The 20,159-nt window shown below is 34.6% G+C and carries 20 protein-coding genes, 1 tRNA gene and 2 pseudogenes; 15 read left to right on the top strand and 8 right to left on the bottom strand.

Features of this window, described 5'->3' with window-relative positions; translation table 11 throughout:
- Window positions 1–280: 280 nt before the first annotated feature.
- Entirely contained in the window at window positions 281–655 is a 375-nt protein-coding gene (locus tag WBM_RS03405; RefSeq protein ID WP_011256767.1) for a ferredoxin family protein, read from the bottom strand.
- Between the two features lie 348 nt (window positions 656–1,003).
- Between WBM_RS03405 and WBM_RS06755 the strand changes: the two genes are divergently transcribed.
- Window positions 1,004–1,255: a DNA-processing protein DprA gene (locus tag WBM_RS06755; protein ID WP_255324082.1), complete on the top strand. Its 252-nt coding sequence runs from the start codon at window positions 1,004–1,006 to the stop codon at window positions 1,253–1,255.
- 32 nt (window positions 1,256–1,287) lie between these two features.
- The gene (locus WBM_RS06750) at window positions 1,288–1,605 is read left to right on the top strand and encodes a DNA-processing protein DprA (RefSeq protein ID WP_255324081.1); all 318 of its coding nucleotides are present in this window, start codon (window positions 1,288–1,290) and stop codon (window positions 1,603–1,605) included.
- Window positions 1,606–1,876: 271 nt separating this feature from the next.
- Here the strand turns inward: WBM_RS06750 and WBM_RS06850 are convergent.
- A pseudogene (locus tag WBM_RS06850) lies at window positions 1,877–3,065 on the bottom strand (iron-containing alcohol dehydrogenase).
- Window positions 3,066–3,106: 41 nt separating this feature from the next.
- On the opposite strand from WBM_RS06850, the gene dapE reads away from it, so the two are divergent.
- The 7 genes from dapE to WBM_RS05800 all read left to right on the top strand — a co-directional run bounded on the left by dapE (window position 3,107) and on the right by WBM_RS05800 (window position 7,284).
- Window positions 3,107–4,312, top strand: a complete 1,206-nt coding sequence (dapE, locus tag WBM_RS03390) for a succinyl-diaminopimelate desuccinylase (RefSeq protein ID WP_011256766.1) — start codon at window positions 3,107–3,109, stop codon at window positions 4,310–4,312.
- Between the two features lie 125 nt (window positions 4,313–4,437).
- A complete protein-coding gene (locus WBM_RS03385; RefSeq protein WP_041571578.1) occupies window positions 4,438–5,037 on the top strand; it encodes a peroxiredoxin in 600 nt (199 codons plus the stop codon).
- A complete protein-coding gene (gene trxB, locus WBM_RS03380) occupies window positions 5,024–5,980 on the top strand; it encodes a thioredoxin-disulfide reductase (protein WP_011256764.1) in 957 nt (318 codons plus the stop codon). The genes WBM_RS03385 and trxB overlap by 14 nt, the downstream gene beginning before the upstream one ends.
- A 113-nt stretch (window positions 5,981–6,093) precedes the next feature.
- Complete coding sequence (locus WBM_RS05930; protein ID WP_011256763.1) at window positions 6,094–6,435, top strand: ankyrin repeat domain-containing protein; 342 nt, start codon at window positions 6,094–6,096, stop codon at window positions 6,433–6,435.
- A gap of 23 nt (window positions 6,436–6,458) precedes the next feature.
- Window positions 6,459–6,689 (top strand): hypothetical protein, encoded by a 231-nt coding sequence (locus tag WBM_RS03370; protein ID WP_011256762.1) that lies wholly within the window; start codon window positions 6,459–6,461, stop codon window positions 6,687–6,689.
- A 165-nt stretch (window positions 6,690–6,854) separates the two neighbouring features.
- Entirely contained in the window at window positions 6,855–7,094 is a 240-nt protein-coding gene (locus WBM_RS05115; protein WP_011256761.1) for a hypothetical protein, read from the top strand.
- A 37-nt stretch (window positions 7,095–7,131) separates the two neighbouring features.
- Complete coding sequence (locus WBM_RS05800; RefSeq protein ID WP_160119451.1) at window positions 7,132–7,284, top strand: hypothetical protein; 153 nt, start codon at window positions 7,132–7,134, stop codon at window positions 7,282–7,284.
- 476 nt (window positions 7,285–7,760) lie between these two features.
- Here the strand turns inward: WBM_RS05800 and WBM_RS05965 are convergent, their stop codons facing one another.
- From WBM_RS05965 to WBM_RS03350, 3 genes and pseudogenes are all read right to left on the bottom strand, one after another.
- Window positions 7,761–8,939 carry a tyrosine-type recombinase/integrase gene (locus WBM_RS05965; protein ID WP_011256760.1) on the bottom strand — a complete coding sequence of 393 codons (1,179 nt, stop codon included), beginning with the start codon at window positions 8,937–8,939 and terminating at the stop codon, window positions 7,761–7,763.
- Between the two features lie 2 nt (window positions 8,940–8,941).
- Entirely contained in the window at window positions 8,942–10,330 is a 1,389-nt protein-coding gene (gene lpdA, locus WBM_RS03355; RefSeq protein WP_011256759.1) for a dihydrolipoyl dehydrogenase, read from the bottom strand.
- Window positions 10,323–11,431: pseudogene (locus tag WBM_RS03350) on the bottom strand (PQQ-binding-like beta-propeller repeat protein). The gene lpdA (WBM_RS03355) and the pseudogene WBM_RS03350 overlap by 8 nt, the downstream one beginning before the upstream one ends.
- A gap of 629 nt (window positions 11,432–12,060) precedes the next feature.
- On the opposite strand from WBM_RS03350, the gene lpdA (WBM_RS03345) reads away from it, so the two are divergent.
- Window positions 12,061–13,446, top strand: a complete 1,386-nt coding sequence (gene lpdA / locus WBM_RS03345) for a dihydrolipoyl dehydrogenase (protein ID WP_041571576.1) — start codon at window positions 12,061–12,063, stop codon at window positions 13,444–13,446.
- Between the two features lies 1 nt (window position 13,447).
- Here the strand turns inward: lpdA (WBM_RS03345) and WBM_RS06470 are convergent, their stop codons facing one another.
- Entirely contained in the window at window positions 13,448–13,660 is a 213-nt protein-coding gene (locus tag WBM_RS06470; RefSeq protein WP_011256756.1) for a hypothetical protein, read from the bottom strand.
- Between the two features lie 251 nt (window positions 13,661–13,911).
- Between WBM_RS06470 and WBM_RS03335 the strand changes: the two genes are divergently transcribed.
- Complete coding sequence (locus WBM_RS03335; RefSeq protein WP_011256755.1) at window positions 13,912–14,943, top strand: UDP-N-acetylglucosamine--N-acetylmuramyl-(pentapeptide) pyrophosphoryl-undecaprenol N-acetylglucosamine transferase; 1,032 nt, start codon at window positions 13,912–13,914, stop codon at window positions 14,941–14,943.
- Here the strand turns inward: WBM_RS03335 and gshB are convergent.
- Complete coding sequence (gshB, locus tag WBM_RS03330) at window positions 14,928–15,869, bottom strand: glutathione synthase (protein ID WP_041571480.1); 942 nt, start codon at window positions 15,867–15,869, stop codon at window positions 14,928–14,930. The genes WBM_RS03335 and gshB overlap by 16 nt on opposite strands.
- Window positions 15,870–15,921: 52 nt before the next feature.
- Entirely contained in the window at window positions 15,922–16,512 is a 591-nt protein-coding gene (locus WBM_RS03325; protein ID WP_011256753.1) for a BON domain-containing protein, read from the bottom strand.
- Between the two features lie 139 nt (window positions 16,513–16,651).
- Between WBM_RS03325 and WBM_RS03320 the strand changes: the two genes are divergently transcribed.
- The 4 genes from WBM_RS03320 to clpX all read left to right on the top strand — a co-directional run bounded on the left by WBM_RS03320 (window position 16,652) and on the right by clpX (window position 20,154).
- Window positions 16,652–16,733 (top strand) — tRNA-Leu (locus WBM_RS03320).
- Window positions 16,734–16,892: 159 nt separating this feature from the next.
- Window positions 16,893–18,236 (top strand): trigger factor, encoded by a 1,344-nt coding sequence (tig, locus tag WBM_RS03315; RefSeq protein ID WP_011256752.1) that lies wholly within the window; start codon window positions 16,893–16,895, stop codon window positions 18,234–18,236.
- Window positions 18,237–18,247: 11 nt separating this feature from the next.
- Window positions 18,248–18,874 carry an ATP-dependent Clp endopeptidase proteolytic subunit ClpP gene (gene clpP / locus WBM_RS03310; protein ID WP_011256751.1) on the top strand — a complete coding sequence of 209 codons (627 nt, stop codon included), beginning with the start codon at window positions 18,248–18,250 and terminating at the stop codon, window positions 18,872–18,874.
- Window positions 18,874–20,154, top strand: a complete 1,281-nt coding sequence (gene clpX / locus WBM_RS03305; RefSeq protein ID WP_011256750.1) for an ATP-dependent Clp protease ATP-binding subunit ClpX — start codon at window positions 18,874–18,876, stop codon at window positions 20,152–20,154. The genes clpP and clpX overlap by 1 nt, the downstream gene beginning before the upstream one ends.
- Window positions 20,155–20,159: the final 5 nt, after the last annotated feature.

Raw genomic sequence — 20,159 nt, 5'->3', positions numbered from 1 at the left:
GAAATTAATAAAGATGATGGATAGAAGATTAGGAATATCGTATGGTCAACTATATGCGCTGCAACACGTTTAGTAATTTCCGCCTAGTTTACTTTAACATCCATTTTTATCCTCCATATGATCGTCTAATATACCTGTTAACAGTTAATAGTAGTAAAATTACTGTATTACTTAACCTATTTTCAAGTTAATATTGTATGTTATCAAGAACATAAATAACACAACTATAATCAGCAACCAAACCATGAGGTACAAGAAGTTTCTTTTTCCTTCAGTAGCATTACTCTAGATTTTCGTTGAAATAAGCTGTTTTGTCTTTTTTTTCTTTATATTTTTCTGCAGTATGGAGAGGTTGCTTTTTAGCTGTGATATTTGGCCACTTTTGCGAGTATTCTATGTTTATGTTATAAAATGATTTGAAGGTTTTTTGTTCATTGCTCAGTAACTCTTCATCTAGTTCTAAAATGTCTTTTATAGAGTCGTCGGTTACGATTGCATCTACTGGACATTCAGGTATGCACACTCCGCAATCAATACATTCATCAGGATTGATTACGAGCATGTTTTTGCCTTCATAGAAACAGTCGACAGGACACACTTCCACACAATCCGTATATTTACATTTTATGCATTTATCTGTAACAAAATGCGTCATAAAGTACTACATATTTATAATTTTAGGTACACTGAACTAATAAGAAATTCAAGTCTTTTGGTTGTATTATAGCTTAAATGCTGATAAATATTGGGTATCTTTTAAGTAATTGGAAAAACGTTCTTTTATGAAGATAAATAAATTGAACAGTGAGAAATTGAAAATATGGCTGAGCCTACAGAACCTCGGGACCGAAAAAGTTTTTTAGTATGCTAAAAACACGTGGCCATTGGATGAGGCATTAGAATGTTTCGATGAACTCACTAAACGATAAAAAGGTATATAGCATTCAGGATGCGCGAAAAGAAATCAATGATACAGAAAAATTCTGGCTAAAATCATGCCTGAATGTGGTCTAGATTACCCCAACATTTTAGGGAATATACCGGGTTATCCTCTGTAATAACTGCGCTTGGTGATGTGTCATTATTAAGCTGTGAGATGATTATAATAATTGGTAGACGTAACTCTTCAGTAAATGGAAGAAATTTTGCCAGTAAGCTGGCACTTGATTTAAGCGAAGCTGGTTTTGTTATTGTTTCTGAGCTTGTAAGAGGGATAGACACTGTGGTGAACAGCATAATATACAAAATCATCTAATTATTGCTGTCACAGCAAGCGGAATTGATGTAGTGTATCCAAGAGAAAATTTTGATCTATACAAGAAAATCGCTGAAAATGGTAGATTAGTAATTACTGAGCTTCCATTTGCTACTAAACCAAAACCTCAGCATTTTTCTCAGAAGAATCGGATTATATCTGATTTATTGCTAAGTGTAACGGTAATTGAAGCATCGAAAAGTTCTGGTTCCCTAATAACAGCAAATTTTGCTTTGGATCAGGTAAGGGAAGTGTTTGTGGTTTCTGGTTTTCTTTTAGATTTGCGCTCTATTGGTAGCAGTTATCTAATAAGAAAGGTGCTAAACTTATCGAATCTGCTAATGATATAATAGAAAGTGTGAGGTTTAATTTACCTTCTTGGCAAAAAAGCCTGTTTAATATTGAGCATTGTCCTGTTAACCAAAAATAGAAAAATTATAACAAACAAGATCTGTTATAGTTAATCATGTCAACTCTGTCTCCATTGGTATAGATGGGCTCATCTCAATAAGTGGGTTATCTAAACTTGGCTTTGATGGCTCTCTTAGAACTGGAGTTGGGAAGCAAAATAGAACGATCAACAAGGAATAAAGTATCAATGATTTTTTTTTATTGTTTTAGCTACAATACTTTACTTTCTTTTAAGCAGTTGGCCAAGTCAAGAAAGGTGAATCTATCTCTTGTTGCAAATGCAAGATCTACCACTTTGCAATATTGCTCTTTCATTCCAATTGAGGTGTTCTGGTAAATGTGGAATTGACAGATCTTCAAATATTTTCTGCAGACATTTTGCAGGTAATAAATTTTGTTTGATTAAACTGGAAACATTACTCCATTCCTTATGAAGGATCTCTTTGATTTTCTGCTGCAGAATTTTTTTGTTCTAGAATTTTTGTAAATTCAGTATTACCAAAACACTTAATTATATGTTCTGTGTCTAGAGTAGTTGGTTTGATGATGGGATTTTGTATTAATAATCTTTTTTCCTGCAAATTAGCCATGGTAATCGTTGTAACGGCAATTTTTCACCATGTAGTGAGGAGTAATCTTTTGTTACCATTTGCGTGAGCTATTATGGCTCTCCTTGGCTTGCAGAATAGCTACCTTTTGATATTACCATTCCAAATCCTGAGATCAGTAAGGCTTCTATGAGTAATAGGACTTTTTTGCTTCTTTTAACAAGCGCTAGATACTCTCTTAGCAAAATTTGCTCCAGGTAGCGGACAAGTGTAAAGGGTGATTCGTTGTATTCTGTGCCAAGTAATAGGTGAGATAGTAACAGTCTGCTTGCACTGTTGAACGACAAATGAAATCTGCAGATCCACTTAGTGTAAGACGCGGTGGTGCATTGGCGGTTATATTAATGTTGATATATATTGCTTAGGAAGATGTGCTTTGAACGATTTTTTATATCCATCTACTAATATTGAGGCATTTGCAGAAGTATATCCATTCATAGAAGCAGCTGTTGGAAAAGATATGTAATTTTTGCCTTCTAGGTAGTTTGCGTACTTACAGACATCATTAACAGTGCTGCTACCGAACGCAACTATTAAACCACTATCTTCTACCTTATTTCTGACTGAATTTGTGATGTCAAGAGAGGCGGTAGAATTGCCAGAAATAATTAAGTTGGGAGTTTTATTGAGTACGTTTTTATTAAAAGCTCTGCTGTATTTTTATCTACAACTAAAAAAATATCATTTTCGTATTGTGTGCATATTTCATAGATATTGTCTACAAAGTGATGACCTACTATTACTATAGAGGTTTGTTTAGTTTGATGTAATATTTGTTTTAAATAATGCATAAAATGTTTACAATATAGTAATATCAGTATTTTAAGGTGACATGAAAATTGATCCTGTAGAGCTAACTAAGAAATTAATTTCTTTTAAGAGTATAACACCAAGGGACGATGGAGCAATAGAGCATATAGCGGCGATCCTCGAGAAAAGTGGTTTTGACTGTGAGATTTTAGAGTTTGGTGATAATAAAACTAAAGTTAAAAATCTTTATGCAAAATATATAAACGGGGTACAAAATTTGTGTTTTGCAGGCCATGTTGATGTTGTACCACCAGGTCAATTAAAAGATTGGATATCTGACCCGTTTAGTCCAGAAGTTAGGGATGGGTTGTTGTATGGGAGAGGGGCAACTGACATGAAAAGCGGGATAGCTGCGTTTATTACTGCTATGGTAGATTTAGTTGCAGAAAAGTTTAGATTCAACGGTTCGATAAGTGCGTTGATTACCAGTGCTGAAGAAAGTACGGAAGAATATGGAACAAAGGCGGTTTTGAAATGGATGGAGAGTAAGCATAAGAAAATAGATTATTGTGTAGTTGCTGAACCAACCAGTAGTGAGAAATTAGGTGATACTATAAAAATAGGCAGAAGAGGTTCTGCAACATTTGAGCTAATTTGCCATGGAAAACAAGGGCACGTTGCTTATCCGGATCTAGCGGACAATCCAATATATAAGATGATATCAATATTGAATAGGATAAAAGATACTACTTTTGACGGCGGTAATAAATATTTTCAGCCTTCAAATTGCGAAATTACTACTATCGATGTTGGAAACAGTACTGACAATGTAATACTTGATTCAATAACTGCAGGCTTCAACATTAGATACAACAATATGCAAACACCTGATGGTTTATATAAGTTGATTGATGAAATATGCTTCAGTGTAACTAACGATTATAAACTCTCTATGCATAGCAGCAGGGGTGCTTTTCTTTCTACTCCCGATAGAAATACTGATGTTATGTTTGATGCAATAAACAAAGTTACCAATATTGATGCTGTGCTGGCTACAAGTGGTGGCACATCTGACGCTGCATTTATTAAAGATGTTTGTCCAGTGATTGAATTTGGGATGATTAATAAAACCTCACATCAGGTAAACGAGTGTGTATTAGTGAACGATATACACAAATTAACAGCTATATATAAGGAATTTATAAAAAGTTATTTTTACCCCACTAATAGGATATTAAATCAGATTAATGTAATTGGTAATGTACCTGATAGCCCATTGTTAGCTTGAGTGTATTTTAGGCTAGTAGAGACAGCTAATTGGAAAAGATCCTTAGGTGGTAAAACTAAAGAAAACTTGCATGTAAATTTCTCAAGGTGTAAAATTAAAGATGTTTTAAAATGAATAGGTTAATTATGAATCTTGTGACAAAATCTGCTATCAATTTTACTGCTCCAGCTGTTCTTCCTAATGGGGAAATAGTTGATGACTTCTGTCTGAGTGAGCACATAAAAGGTAAGTATGCTATCCTTCTTTTCTATCCACTTGATTTTACCTTTGTTTGTCCAACTGAATTGATATCGTTGAATAATAGAATAAGTGAGTTTGCAAAGCGTGATGTTGAAGTAATAGGAATAAGTGTAGATTCAAAATTCTCGCATTATCAATGGCGAAAAACTTCAGTTAGCAATGGTGGTATCGGAGAAATTAGCTACACTTTGGTGTCTGATATTAAAAAGTCTATATCAAGAGACTATGGAGTGTTATATGATGACTCAATTGCACTGAGGGCAACTTTCGTTATTGATGATAAATTTATTGTGCGTCACCAGTCAATAAATGATATGCCTTTAGGGCGTAATATGGATGAATTTATTAGAATCGTTGATGCAATAAAACATAATGAAGAGCATGGTGAAGTGTGTCCAGCTGGGTGGAAGAAAGGCAAGCCAGCAATGCAGGCAAGTGATGAAGGAGTGACTGATTATCTAAACTCATACAGTGAAGAATTATAGATTTGGTACAAAAGTTCTTATTATTGGATCTGGGGCAGCAGGTTACGCTGCTGCTATATATGCAGCACGTGCAAACTTGGAGCCAGTTGTAGTAACAGGAATGCAGCCTGGTGGCCAGCTTACGATCACTATGGGTGTTGAGAATTATCCTGGTTTTGTTTCAATACAAGGTCCAGAACTAATGAAACAAATGAGGTTGCATGTAGAAAAGGTGGGAGCAGAAATAGTAAATGATGAAATAAAGAGCGTTGAACAACTTGAGTATTCTAATGAGTATAAATTTAGGTCTTCTGGTAATAACGATGACTACTATTCCAATGCAGTTATAATTGCAGCTGGTTCACAAGCGAAGTGGCTTGGTTTGGAAAGTGAAAGGAAATTTCAAGGTTACGGAGTTTCAGCATGTGCAACTTGTGATGGTGCGTTTTTTAGGAATAAGATTGTAGCCGTGATTGGTGGAGGAAATACCGCCGTTGAAGAGGCAATATTCTTAACTCGCTTTGCTAAAGAAGTTATATTAATACATAGGCGCGATAAATTGAGAGCGGAAAAGATAATGCAAGACAGGCTCTTTGCGAATAATAAAATAAAAGTCATATGGAATCATACTGTAGAACAAGTTCTTGGAGAAGAGAATCCAAAGAAAGTTACTGGTATTACAATTAAATCAACGAAAATTGATGAAATCCAGGAATTGAGAGTGAATGGGGTATTCATTGCAATTGGGCATGCACCAAATACAGGTGTTTTCAAAAGTTTTATTGAAATGGATGAGCAGGGTTATATAATTACAAAACCTGGAACAACTTTAACTAGTAGAGCAGGGGTGTTTGCTGCAGGTGATGTTCAAGATAAGGTATATCGTCAAGCAGTGGTTGCAGCAGGTACAGGGTGCATGGCTGCACTTGATGCAGAGAAGTTTTTAGAATGCACAAGTAAATAAAGAGTTAAAAAGTAGGGAATGTATAAGATTGCTTTTTTAAGAAGAAGGGAGGATTTATCACTATTTTCTTTTTTTGTTGTATGGTAATAGTGAATTATTGAAGTAGATTTGATGTGCATAGTAATAGAACAAGTACTACTGGTTACGGATTTAGTTGGATAACTCCTGGACCACTTAATGAGTCAACACAAAAGCTATTTCAGGCTATTGATAATGAGAACCTAGAAGATTTTGAACGGGCTATAGCAGAAGGTACTGATGTTAATACGTTTGATGAAGAAGGTATGACACCTTTAATGTCTGTTGCTAATACCTACATAGCTAGCAGTAATCAGCCTACACTGAAAGAAATGACTAAGTTGCTTATACAAAAAACAGAAATATCGATGTTAATGCTCAAAGTAAGCAATCTGTTTGTGAGTAAAGACGAAAGAGAGATCAATTTGGGCGTCTAATATATTTATTTTGTGGTTGGAAAGTGGCAGAGGTACGGCCAGGTTATTACAGATGTTGTAATAATGGTCAAGTTGTGAATAGTGTAAATGATCAAGGTGAGTGTGTATACTTAGGTGACTTATACAATGATATGGTGGAGTCTGTTGAAACTTCTAATATGAAAAAAAATAAGGCCTTGCATATTGCTTGCTGGGTTGGAGCTAAGTATATAGTAGAAATGTTGCTCACACCTCAAGATAAAAACTTATATTAGAGATTATGAATATAGGAACCTTCTAGGTTGTACTGCAAGAGGATTTGAGGATACAATAAGACTAGAATTTGAAAAAGCATAAAAAGGGAAAGAATTATTGAATCCTCTGCATAGTAGAAACGTTTATCTAGTGAAGGTTCTATTGGATACAAAACTTAATCCTAATTGCTGAAGAATAGCCCAAATGGAGAAATAGAAACACCACTTGACCTGATCGTCAAATCGTGTTTAGAAGGAATAACACAAGATAAGCAAGAAGTATTGATAAAGCTTTTAGAACATAAAAATCTATACTTTAGTCAAATAAAGTCGACACCTCCAATAGAGCTTAATGTACAATTGAAGCAAATAATTGAACTGGCTATTATAGAACGATTAACTGATGCTATTAGTAGAAAAATTTAGATGATGTAAAAAAAAGTTGGTAGAAGGTAATTGTTTCATGAATCGTGCAATTGTTACTGCTATATTGAGGAATATTAGTGATCCAATCGGATCTATTATAAATTATCTAGATGAAGAATTTTCTGCAAGTGCAGTGCAACATTTTGCAAGTACAAATGATATACCGGTAGATTTTGAACAGTTTGTGTGAAAGCTTGTAGATGAACTTGAAAGTCAAAAGCTCAACTTATAGAAGAAGAGCAAAAGCTGAATAGGGTTGTGCATGAAGAAGCGGTTAAAATTAGCAGAATTTCACAATTAAAAAGAAACTTGGAACGAGTAGAACTAGAAAGAGTGAATCAACGAGTCAAATAGCTCGGCTTACTAATGAAAATGCTCAACTTTGTACTCAAAACCAAAGTTTAAATAGTGGAACCCAAAAACCTCAGAAGCAAGCGCTCAGAATAGAAAACAAAGCAACTACGCTTTTGCATCTTTTACGTTGTTTGGGAATATGCGCTGTTGGTGCATGTTTAACAATATCTGATTTAAGCAATATGCATTTCGCTTGTTGCCGGCTACATTGGTTTTTCTTACAGCAGAATGTTGTTTAAAGCTAACACAATGCTTAGTAGGGATGTTAAACGCGATCAAGTTGCAGGCTGTCTCAATCGACTAAAAGATGATTTAGAGTTTTAACTTTTTATCTTTTTCCAGACTCTGTTGGAAATTTTTATACATATTAAAAACATCCTGATAATTTAGGTGAGTATAAACCTGAGTGGTTTCGAGGCTTGAATGACCAAGAAGTTGTTGTATAAATCTTATGTCAACATTTTCTTGAAGCAAATGAGTAGCAAAGCTATGACGGAATGCATGTGGAGATACAATTTCCGGCAAATTTAACATTCTTCTTATTTTTTGCAAACGATTAGCGACATAAGTTCTTCCTAATTTTTTTCCTCTTACTCCCACAAAGAGATGTTGTGCTTCATTGTTAACACTAAGATAAGGGCAAGCTTTTACGTATTCTTGTATAAACATTTTTACTACTGGAAGAATAAATACCTGTCTTTGTTTATCTCCTTTACCTGTTACTATTAAACTTTCATTGCTGATATCACTGACTTTAAGATTCAATGCTTCACTGATTCTTAAACCTGTGCCATATAACAGGACAATAATCGCAATTTCTCTTTTTATTATCCAAGGTTCGCCTAAATCAAGCAATTTTATTTCTTTCACTGAAGTTTTTGTATTGCCTTCTGTCGTTCCAATGCTTAACACTGGAATCCAGTTTTTGATCGAAAGTGTGCGCTTGTTTATGATTAATTTTCTGGTGTCTGAGCACTGGAATCCTGGCAAGCTGAAATTGCAATGTTTGTACAGTTGTGTGCTTAGCACCGATTCTTTTTTTTTGGTCGCATACTGGAATGACAAAGAGGAGTGAGTTTCTTGTAAAGAATAGTTATGCAAGAAGAAATCTACTAAAGTTTTTATATCAGATATTGATAATGCTTTAGGCAAAGTTCTTCTTTGAATTGGCCTTGACAGGGAAAATACAGCCTCATTGTTTACTTCATAATTGTTTTTTATATACTTGAAGAAGTTTCTGATTACTGATAATGCACGAGTGTTAGATCTTGCGTTTATACCTCTTGCATAGCGAAAACTAAACCAACTCCTGAGCTCAGGTACGCTCAATTTTTCCAAAGAGCCAACATTTACTTCTTCACCAATGTGAGCACTGAGGAAACTGATAAAATCTTTTAGATCCCTCATGTATGATTCTAAAGTGTTAGATGAATAAGACCTATAGCACCTTAGCCACTCATGCCAATTTTCAATGATTGGACCTAAGTCCATAGTTACTTTTTAAAGAAAGCATCTATGCACGCATCACGGAAAGCTTCATTTATGTCAGGATGAGAGTGACAAATTCTATATATATCTTCTGCTGCTGCACCGTATGCCATTGCCACCGCTGCCTCGTTAATTAGCGTATCAGCATATGCACCTATGATATGCACACCTAATATTGTATCTGTTGTACTGCAAGTTAGCACTTTCACGAACCCTTCAGCATCATCAGTGATTTTTGCTCTGCCGTTTGCAGCAAATTGGCATTTACCAACTTTGTACTTTCGACCAGCACTTTTCAATTCCTCTTCAATTTTACCAATTGAAGAAACTGCAGGATGAGTATAAATGACCGACGGTATGATTTCATAATCAACGTGAGGGGACTGCCCAGCTATTATCTCTGCAACTGCCACTCCTTCTTCTTCTGCTTTATGAGCAAGCATTGCTCCACCGATCACGTCACCAATGGCAAATATTCCTTTCACATTAGTTTCATATCTATTGTTGACTTGAATAAAACCACGGTTATCTTCCTCTATTTTTTCATCGATACCAAGATCCTCAGTGCATGGTTTGCGGCCTACTGCAATGAGCACCTTATCTGTTTCTATAGTATTCGTTTGATTATCTTTAATAGAGGAAACTTTCACACTCAAAGAATTACTATTTTGTTTTATTTTCTCAACTTTAGTGCTAAGCATAAATTTTATTCCTTGTTTTTGTAGACTGGAAAGCAAAGACTTACTTAATTCTCCATCCATTGTTGCAGCAATTCTATCAAGAAATTCTACTACAATAACTTCAGACCCTAGTCTGCTCCATACGGAAGATATTTCAAGCCCTATTGCCCCAGCTCCAATTACGACGAGCTTTTTTGGCACTTCAGTTAAAGATAATGCACCAGTGGATGAAATAATATTCTTCTCATCGATATTAATTCCTGGTAAAGAACTGACGTTGGAACCGGTTGCAATTACTATGTTTTTTGTCTTCAACACCTTGTCTTCAACTGAAACTTTGAGGCTATCTTGATCAAAAGAAGTAATTTTTCCAAGGCCGTTGATTTTAGTAATTTTGTAAAGATTAAACAGATAATCTATACCTTTTCCAAGCTCCTGAACTCTGGCGTCCTTGTACCCTAGCATTTCTTTTAGGTTGAAGTTTACATCTTTAGTTTTTATGCCAAGTTTTGGCAGGTTATTTTTCGTGTAGACATACTGGTAGGAGGAGTGAAGTAACGCTTTAGAGGGTATACATCCAACTCGTAAACATGTGCCACCAAAAATGCTATTTTTATCTATGCAAGCAACTTTCAATCCAAGTTTTGCAGCAGCGATAGCACACTTATAACCACTTGGACCGCCACCTATAACAATCAGATCATAATTATTCATAAAAAACGAACCTATTTTCTAAAGAATAAACACCATTTCCTTCAGTTGTTATGTATATCTTGCCATGGGTAAACACTGGAGTATGAAACACATTACCCGGTATTTTAATAGTTTCTTCTACACTTTCAAACCCAGGGAAAGCAAGCATTGAACCTTTATTACTTGTAACCCATAGCGTATGAGCATACATAACTGGAGCAAATAATTGCGTATTTTCTATTAAATCAGACGTCCAGACTACTTCTCCGCTTTGTATATCGATGCCAATTACTTTGTTGTCTTTAGTCACTATAAAAATTCTACCACCTGTTTTTTGTTCCTTTACAGGGATAAGTGGACTATAATATGACTCAATGTCTGATACACTTTTTACCTTTAGTGGCTTGGACCATAAAATATTTCCTGATTTTACGTCAATACTATAAATGTAAGAGTTATTTTTGGCTATTAAAATGTTGTCACATACTCTTGGTGTGGTAGTTATATCTGTGAGCGGTGTATCAAAAAGGTTTGTGAACAATTTTTGGCTCCACAATTTTTTACCATCTTCATTAAAGGCTATTAGTTCACCGTTTGAAAATGGTGCTATTATTTTATCGTTGAAAATTGCTGGTGATATGGAGTATAAACCTCGAATCTCATTGATACCATTTGGTAAGTCCAAGCAGGACTGCCGTCTTTTACATCAAACGTATGCAGATAGTTATCGATGGTCAAAACTATCAGTTTATTATTTATTACTACTACTTTTCCTCTTGCAGGAGCTCTCAGCTCTTTTTCCCATTGAATCTCTCCAGTTTTTGCATCTATTGCATGTAGAACGTTATCTACTACAAAGAAAACATTTCTTCCATAACGCGATAGGCTTATGTTACCAATCTTTTTTCTGTGTGGAAGGTGTAATTTCCAGTTCATAACCCTTGAGTTGTCAATATCAAAGGAATACAAGGTGCCATGCTTATCTGCCAGAATAACACTATTTTCTGTGAGCACTGGGGCCACATATCCTTGGGATAATTTTTTATTCACTAGACTTATTCGTTCACTTGCCATTGTGTAGCTGCTACACGATAATATTATCATAACAATTATTACTTTCATTACTTATTGAAAACAAGATTTATTAATATACATGCTAGAAATCTTAATTACAATAAAAATGTTCTTATTGCATGTTGAAAGTGTAGGGCTTTTTCACAAAAAATCAGTTGCATTCTTTATAGGAATAACGATTTTCAAATCTTCAAGGTATCATGCGAGTAACTGACATCATTTGTTGTATTTAACAAGTTGGCTTCACGTTAGCCATAGATATTTAAAAAATTTACCAAATAGAAAAAAGGCAAAAGAAACAAAGTAGCTAATTATTAACTCTTTACTTTATTTGATATTGGGTGATACCTTAAGCGCTTTATAAGCGCGTTTCAGCTTGTATAGGTAAAAATCTAAAGCTTTTATAAAACGGTGCACATAGTGCGAAAAATTAAACAGTAGTACACTAAATGCAAGATCTTCTTGTCATTTTAACCTGCCCAGATTGGAAAGTTATAAAATAACTAAATTCCGTAGTAAGAGGAATGATAAAGCTTGTCAAGTAGTTTTTTAGTCCTGTTTCTGTGTGGCTAGAAAGATCTAGATGCTAGTTTTAACTATTTAAGTAACAAGAGGTAACGTCATTGATTACACGTATTCCATCTGTTATATATAGTCTTTTGAATATGAGAAAACTAGTGAGTGAGTATGATATTGTAGTTATAGGTAGCGGTCCTGGTGGTTATATAGCAGCAATTAGAGCGGCACAACTTGGATTTAAAACTGCAATTATTGAAAAGGAAAAAAGTTTAGGTGGTATATGTTTAAATTGGGGGTGTATACCAACTAAATCGCTACTTAGAGCGTCCAAAGTCTATGAACTTATAAAAAGATCGGAGGAATTTGGTATAAAAGTAAAGGATGCAAGCTTTGATATACAGTCGATAGTAAAATCCTCAAGGAACGTTGTTGGTAAATTGTCAAGCGGTGTTGCGTATTTGATGAAAAAAAATGGCATTAAAGTCTACCAAGGTTTTGGTAAACTTGCAGGTAATCATACTATAAAAGTTTCTAGTGGTAGGGAGGAACAAGAAATTTCTTCCAGACATATTATTTTAGCAACAGGTGTGAGAATGCGAAATCTGCATGGGATAGAAGCAGATGGAGATTTATTATGGAATGCACAGCATGCTATGACCCCGGATAGATTGCCAAAGTCACTACTAATTATAGGGTCTGGTGCTATAGGAATAGAATTTGCGAGTTTTTATAGTACTTTGGGAGTTGATGTAACAATCATAGAGGTAAAGAACGCTATTTTGCCGCTGGAGGATAAAGATATTTCAAATTTGGCACAAGAGATATTTACAAGAAAGGGAATAAGAATATATACAAACAATAGTGTAAAAGCCTTTACTAAAGGTAAGAACTCTATTAAAGTGCAACTAAGCAGTGGTGAAAGCAAAGAGTTTGATAGGGTAATTGTTGCAGTTGGTATTCAGGCAAGCACTGAAAGTATAGGTTTAGAAAATACAAAAGTTAAATTAAGTGCTTCTGGTTTTGTTGAAACGAATGAATGGTATGAAACTGATGAATCAAGTGTATATGCAATAGGTGATATAGCTGGTCCGCCATGTTTAGCACATAAAGCAAGCCACGAAGCCGTGATCTGCATTGAAAGAATTGCTGGTAAAAATGTTCGTGCGTTAAGAAAAGAATGCATACCAAATTGCACTTACTCTCATCCGCAAATAGCAAGTGTTGGCCTTACTGAAGAGCAGGCAATAAAAGATGGGTATGATATAAAAATAGGGAAGTTTCATTCCAACTTTAATGGTAAATCTATTACGCTAGGTGAAACCGAAGGGTTAGTAAAGGTGATTATAGATAAAAAAACAGGTGAGCTTCTTGGAGCTCACATGATAGGAGTAGGAGTAACAGAGTTAATTAGCAATTTTGTCCTTGTAAAGCAGCTAGAAGGAACAGACTGTGACATAAAGTCTGTGGTCTTCCCTCATCCAACCATTTCAGAGATGATACATGAATCAGTACTTGCTGCATATGATGAGTCGTTAAACAGTTGAGTTAATGTTCCATTGTTTTGGAATTGTCAATATCTTGAGTAGTAGCTTGATTTGATACTTCAGTTCCAACAGATTGATTGCCAGCACCAGATTTTTTTATGCCTTCTTTCAACTCTGCAGCTGCTTCTTTCATTTCACGTTTTTTCTCTGGTTTAAGGTCTTCTGAGCTTTTTTCTTTGCTATCTAAACCTTGTTGTTGATCAGTATTTCTCATTTTATTTTGAGCTTGCTAAGGGAGATCAACAGTTGATTTGAGGAGAACTTTTATTATGTTTTTAACAGTTTAAAAAAACTCCGCTCCTGCTTTCTCTTTGTTCTTTAGGTTTATTTTTTTTTCACATTAGATTCTTTTTTGCTATTACTACTTTTGGGCATTGTAACTCAACTATCATAAAGCTTAATAAGATTCTGCGTGCAAGTTATTAAATTATAGTTAATAATCTAGCATCATTTTGTTATTCACAGATGGATATCGTTCTAGCAACAGGTGGTACAGGTGGACACATTTTTCCAGCTATAACCTTAGCAAGAGCAATAAAAAGGCAAGGATACGATAGCATATTATTTGCTGATAAAAAAACAGGTAAAAATACTGACGTGAAGGACTATACCCTGCCACTAAATAAACCGGGTGGCAATAAGTTTAGGTTTTTTCTCTTGTTGATATATAGTTGTGTGTTAGCATTATATCAAATAAGAAAGTTAAAACCAAAACTGGTCATTGGTTTTGGTGGCTATGCTTCTTTTCCAACTCTTCTTGCAGCAAAAGTTCTTTCTATACCTATAATTTTACATGAACAAAATGCGGTTTTAGGGAGAGTAAATAAATTCTTTTTCAATAGTGCAGAATTGATTGCAACTAGCTTTCCAGAAACTAAGTATGCAAAAGGCAATAAATGTGTTTTTATAGGAAATTTTGTTGATATAAAAGCAAAGAGCCATTCTAGCACTAAGAAAATCCTAACTGTATTAATCATAGCAGGTAGCCAAGGTGCAAATTTTTTTGATGATGTAGTAAGTAGCGTAATTTGTAACCTGCCTATTGAAATAAGAAAGAAGATTAGAGTAGTACAACAATGCATGAAGAAAAATATGAATAAGGTAGAGGGCTTATACAAAGGAGGACAGGTTATTTGTGAGTTGAGTGAATTTTTTGATGATATGGGAAGCAGATTAACCGATGCTCATTTGGTAATTAGCAGGGCAGGTGCAACTTCAATAGCAGAGATCACTCTTGCTAGACGCCCTGCTATATATATTCCTTATCCTTGCTCAAAGGATGATCATCAATTTTATAATGCGGAATATATTAAAGATTCAGGGGCAGCTGTAGTAGTTGAGCAAAATAGTGAGGTGAAAAAAAATCTAACGAAGTTACTAGTTAATCTGTTAGGTGATTCTCAAAAACTACGTGATATGGCTAATAATACTAAGAAAATAAGGATAAAGAATGGGGTTACTGAGTTTATTAGAATAGTAATTCACAAACTTGGTTGACTAATATGGCTGCTGGCTTTTTCTTCAAATGTGTTCCATAGGTCTTTTTCTAGTGATGTATTATATAGTTTATTGATGTAAACTACTCCCGTGGGTGAAGTTATGTTGATTTCGAGAAGAAAGTCATCTACAATATCAATGCCAACAAATATTAGCCCTCTTTTCTTTAATTCAGGGCCAATTTTATTACATATTTCATTGTCTCTATCGTTCATTTCAACGGGTTCAAAACTTGCTCCAAGCCGCAAATTTGTTCTAATTTCTCCACTGACCCTTGGAACTCGTTTCATTACTCCAATTGGTTGACCATCCAGCAACAATATTCTTTTATCTTTGTTTACATTTTTACAAAATGCTTGTGCAATTACAGGACATTTATATTTTGTGATCATAAGTTCCACTACTACTTGAATACTGTTTTCATTTTGTATTCTTATTACATCGTTTCCTCCATAGCTGTACAATGGCTTCAGAATAATACCTCTGTAATCGTGGTAAAAATCTCTGATCATTGATATATTTTCAGTAATCAAAGTTGGAGGAATTAACTCTGGAAATAATGAAGTTATCAATTTTTCAGGACAATTTCTCATTTCTGTTGGATTATTAATTACCAGTGCTCTAGTTTTTTCTAAAATATAGGTAGTTGTAATGTAACGCATATCAAAAGGTGGGTCTTGTCTGATAAATATGATATCCATTTCATTCAAGTTAATAACTACATCTTCTTTAGAGGTAAAATTACAATCATCAACACTGACTTTCTGAGCAAGAGCAATTGGCTGATTTAGCTTTAGTGCTAAATTGCTAGGGGCATAGGCAAAAACTTTGTACTTCCTTCTTTGTGCCTCTTTTATTAATGCAAATGTAGTATCAGTTTCAAAGTTTATATTTTCATCCATTTGAAAAGCTACTCTTGTTTGCATATCACTTTTGATATAAAAATTACTGCTGAAAACTAAGTTTCAAAGAAGTCCGTTAATGACGTAACTTGCTATTTCTATACCGTATATAGCTCACGACTTGTTTTACTCCCTTTACTTTTCTTGCAATTGCTATTACGGCTTTTAATTCTGCTTTATTTTGGGCTATACCCATCAAATAAACAACTCCATCAACCGTATTGATGCTATAGTTAATTGATTTGATGTTTCTTTTTCCCAGGAGTCTTGTTCTTATTTCTGCCGTTATCATATAATCCACAGTGGTATCAAACATGGAAGTAGTTTGAATTGGTGTTACTCTTGTCTCATTTATCACTTCTTTAACTTCTTTTTGCTGCCAAGCTATTTTTTCTGCTGTGAGTTGCTTCTCAGGAGTGTCAACGTTTCCAATAAGCAATACTCTTCCTTCACTTACTCTAACCTTAATAGATGAAAATAGCCCATGTTTTAAAAGTTCCTTGTTGATTCTAATGACCATGGTTGTGTCATCAACGATATTTCCCAGGGATTTATCTTGCATTGTTATTGCTGTTGCTGTTGCCACTACACCACCTATTATAAGGGTTGTGCAGCCACTCTGTGTGATCAGAAAAATTGCAAGTAATAAACTTGTTATTAATTTCATTATTGGTTTTTAGAATTTAGAGCTCTTATTAAGAAATGTTAATAAGCTTTTTTGATTGTGTAAATACCATAAATTAAGTAAGACTTTAAATCTTGAATATTTTAATAGTGTACCTATAATGGAGTACTGAAGATTTTTTGCGGATATGATGGAATTGGTAGACGTGCCAGGTTTAGGTCCTGGTGAGCTTGCTCATGGGGGTTCAAGTCCCTCTATCCGCACTTGAAATCATGTAACTTAGGTTTTAAGAAAAAATTTATAATCACTGAATACACTTTTAGCTGTGTGAAAAAACCTGTTCTTAAAGATTGTATTTAACTTAAATTCTGATAGAATGACTCTGTTAGAATATAAATTAAAATGTTGATAAATGGATTGTAATGTCTAGTAATATACCTCAAAATGCAGTAGAAGTAGATACATTAAGTAGTATATATACTTATAAGGAACTTAGTATAGATAAACTAAAGCATGAGTATGAAATCACGGTTGGTAGCAATTATATAGAACAAAAGGTGAATTCTAGACTACAAGAAATAGCAAAAAACGCAAAATTGCCTGGATTTAGGTCTGGAAAGATGCCCTATGATCTTGTTGTTACAAATTATAAGAACGAAGCTTTGGAATATGTAGTAAATAGTACGATTGACTATTGCTCAAGTGATTTAATGAAAAAAATTGAAGTCAAGTCTCACATTTATCCTAAGGTTGATATTATGTCATTACCAAATTTGAATGAAGAGGGTGAGAAGAGCAATTTTGTATACAAACTGTCTTTTGAATCAATGCCGGAAGTACCAGTAATAGATCTTGATAAAATAAATTTGAAAAAAGTTGAAGCAAGGATTGAAGAGGAGGACATAAAAGGGTTTGTCGATTCTATAAAAACAAGATTTCCTAGCTTTGTTTCTGTTGATGATGCTTCTTATCAGGCAAAGAATGGAGATAAATTGGTAATTGACTTTGAAGGACGAATTAGAAATAAGCTTTTTCAGGGTGGGAGCAACAAAAACTTTAAAGTTACTTTAGGGTCTGGCACATTTATTAATGGTTTTGAAAATCAATTAACTGGTATGAAAAAAGGAGAAACAAAAAGTTTTAAGTTGAAATTTCCTGAGGATTATCAAACCATTTCCCTTGCGGGACAAGAGGCTAATTTTTCTGTTCGAGTTAATGATATTCAAGTTGCTGAAGATTTTGGAGGTGATGATGAAATGGCTAAGAAAATTGGGTTTAGAGATTGTTCTTCGCTAAAAAATCATGCAAAAGAAGTAATTGGTGGTCAGTGTGAAGAAATGAGAGATCTCTTGATTAAGAAGGAGCTATTTGACTATTTGGATGCTAATTATAGCTTTGATTTACCTACAGATGTAGTAAGACAGGAGCAACAGAGAGTGGAAAGGGAGTTGGGCTCTAAGGATGACTCTTGTAAGGAAGCTGAAAGGCGTGTAAAACTTGCAATGTTATTTATGAAGTTTAGTACAGAGCATAAGATATCGTTAACTCAAAATGATATTTTAAATGTTATTGTAAATCAGTATATCAGTAAAGATGTGCCATTTGATAGGGTATTTAAGCATTTTAAGTCAGACAGACAATTTCAAGAGTTAGTTAGAGGGCAAGCTCTAGAGCATAAAGTTACGAGTTACATAATAGAAAAAGTTAATAAAGAAGAGCAAATTGTTTCTGTGAAAGAGTTAAAAGAATTGTTTGGTAATATTTAGTAGGAAAAGGTATGACTCTTATACCAATTGTAATTGAGCAAACTAGTCGTGGTGAGCGTGCTTATGACATATATTCTAGGCTAGTAAAAGAGAGGATAATTTTTGTAACTGGTCCTGTTGAAGATAACATGGCCAGCGTAATAGTAGCACAGCTTTTATTTTTAGAATCGGAAAACCCTGATAAAGACATTTATATGTACATTAATTCACCAGGTGGTGTTGTAACTGCTGGTTTGTCGATTTATGATACAATGCAGTATATAAAGCCAGATGTTTCAACTTTGTGTATAGGTCAAGCTGCGTCTATGGGTTCTTTATTACTTGCAGCTGGCACAGAAGGTAAGCGTTACTCTCTACCTCATTCAAGAATTATGATACATCAGCCATCTGGTGGTTATCAGGGTCAAGCAACTGATATAGAAATACATGCTAATGAAATTTTGCGGGTTAAGAGAAAACTGAATCAGATTTATGAAAAACATACTGGAAATTCACTGAAGAAAATTGAAGGAATGATGGAAAGAGATAAATTCATGGATCCTGAAGAAGCGAGAAGAATTGGCTTGATTGATAGAGTAATAGCTGAGCGTAAGGATATTAAGGTTGAGAATATTAAAGTTGAACAAAAGGTAGGTTAATGGATAACAACAATGACGATTTACACTACTGTTCTTTTTGCAACAAGGCACAAAATGAAGTAGACAAGTTGATTACTAATTCTTCAGATGGTTTGAAAGTGTTTATTTGCAACGAGTGCATAGAGTTATCCCATAAAGCAATAAGTCAAAAGAAAGGTGGATCTTTTAATTCAGATTATATGTCTGATGTAAAGTTATTACTAAAAAAGCCTGAGGATATAAAAATTTTTCTTAGCAAGCATGTTGTAGGTCAAGAGCACGCACAACACGTTTTGTCTGTGGCTATGTATAACCATTGTCAATCCATGGCACAGTTTAATGCCATAAGTGATGTCGAAATTGAAAAATCGAATGTGATGCTCATTGGTCCCACTGGTTCTGGTAAAACTTTACTAGCTAAAACGCTTGCTAAAGTTTCAGATGTACCATTCGCTATGGCTGATGCGACAACTTTGACCGAGGCAGGTTATGTAGGTGATGATGTAGAAAGCGTGTTGTCGCGTCTATTGCAAGCTGCAAATTATGATGTTGCAAAGGCACAGCGTGGTATAGTGTTTATAGATGAAATAGACAAGATCACAAGAAAATCTGAAAGCACTTCGATAACACGTGACGTTTCAGGTGAGGGAGTCCAGCAAGCTTTGCTTAAGATAATGGAGGGCACAGTTGCTTATGTTCCACCACAGGGTGGGCGAAAGCACCCACAACAAGAGTTTATACAAGTAGATACTAATAACATACTATTTATTTGTGGAGGAGCTTTTGAAGGTCTAAATAAAATTATTGAAGCAAGAAAAAAGGGAACATCAGTTGGCTTTGGAGCAGATATAAGTCAATCTAAAGAGCAAAAGAAAAAGAATACTTTGCATGATGTTCAACCTGAAGATTTGATCAAATTTGGTTTAATACCAGAATTTGTAGGACGGGTTCCAATAACTGCTGTTTTAGATGAGCTGGACCATGAAGATCTAGTACATGTATTGATAGAGCCAAGAAATGCGCTAATAAAGCAATACAAGGCGTTACTTGCTTTTAGCAAGGTAAACCTTGAATTTTCAGATGAAGCAATATCAGCTATTGCTGAAAAAGCTATGAGTTATAAAACAGGTGCAAGGATGTTACGTGCTATTTTAGAATCACTTTTGCTTGATGTTATGTATACAGCTGGAAATGGGGGTTTTGAGGGTAGTACAATAGTAATCACTAAGGAAATGGTAGAATTAGGGAAAGCAGTGATTAATCATAATAACAAGGGCAATGTTATAACAGTTAATGATTAATTTGA

Source organism: Wolbachia endosymbiont strain TRS of Brugia malayi (genome assembly GCF_000008385.1).
Lineage (GTDB): Bacteria > Pseudomonadota > Alphaproteobacteria > Rickettsiales > Anaplasmataceae > Wolbachia.
Note: the sequence above shows the minus strand (reverse complement) of the source record. Positions and strands in the feature narration are given on the sequence as shown.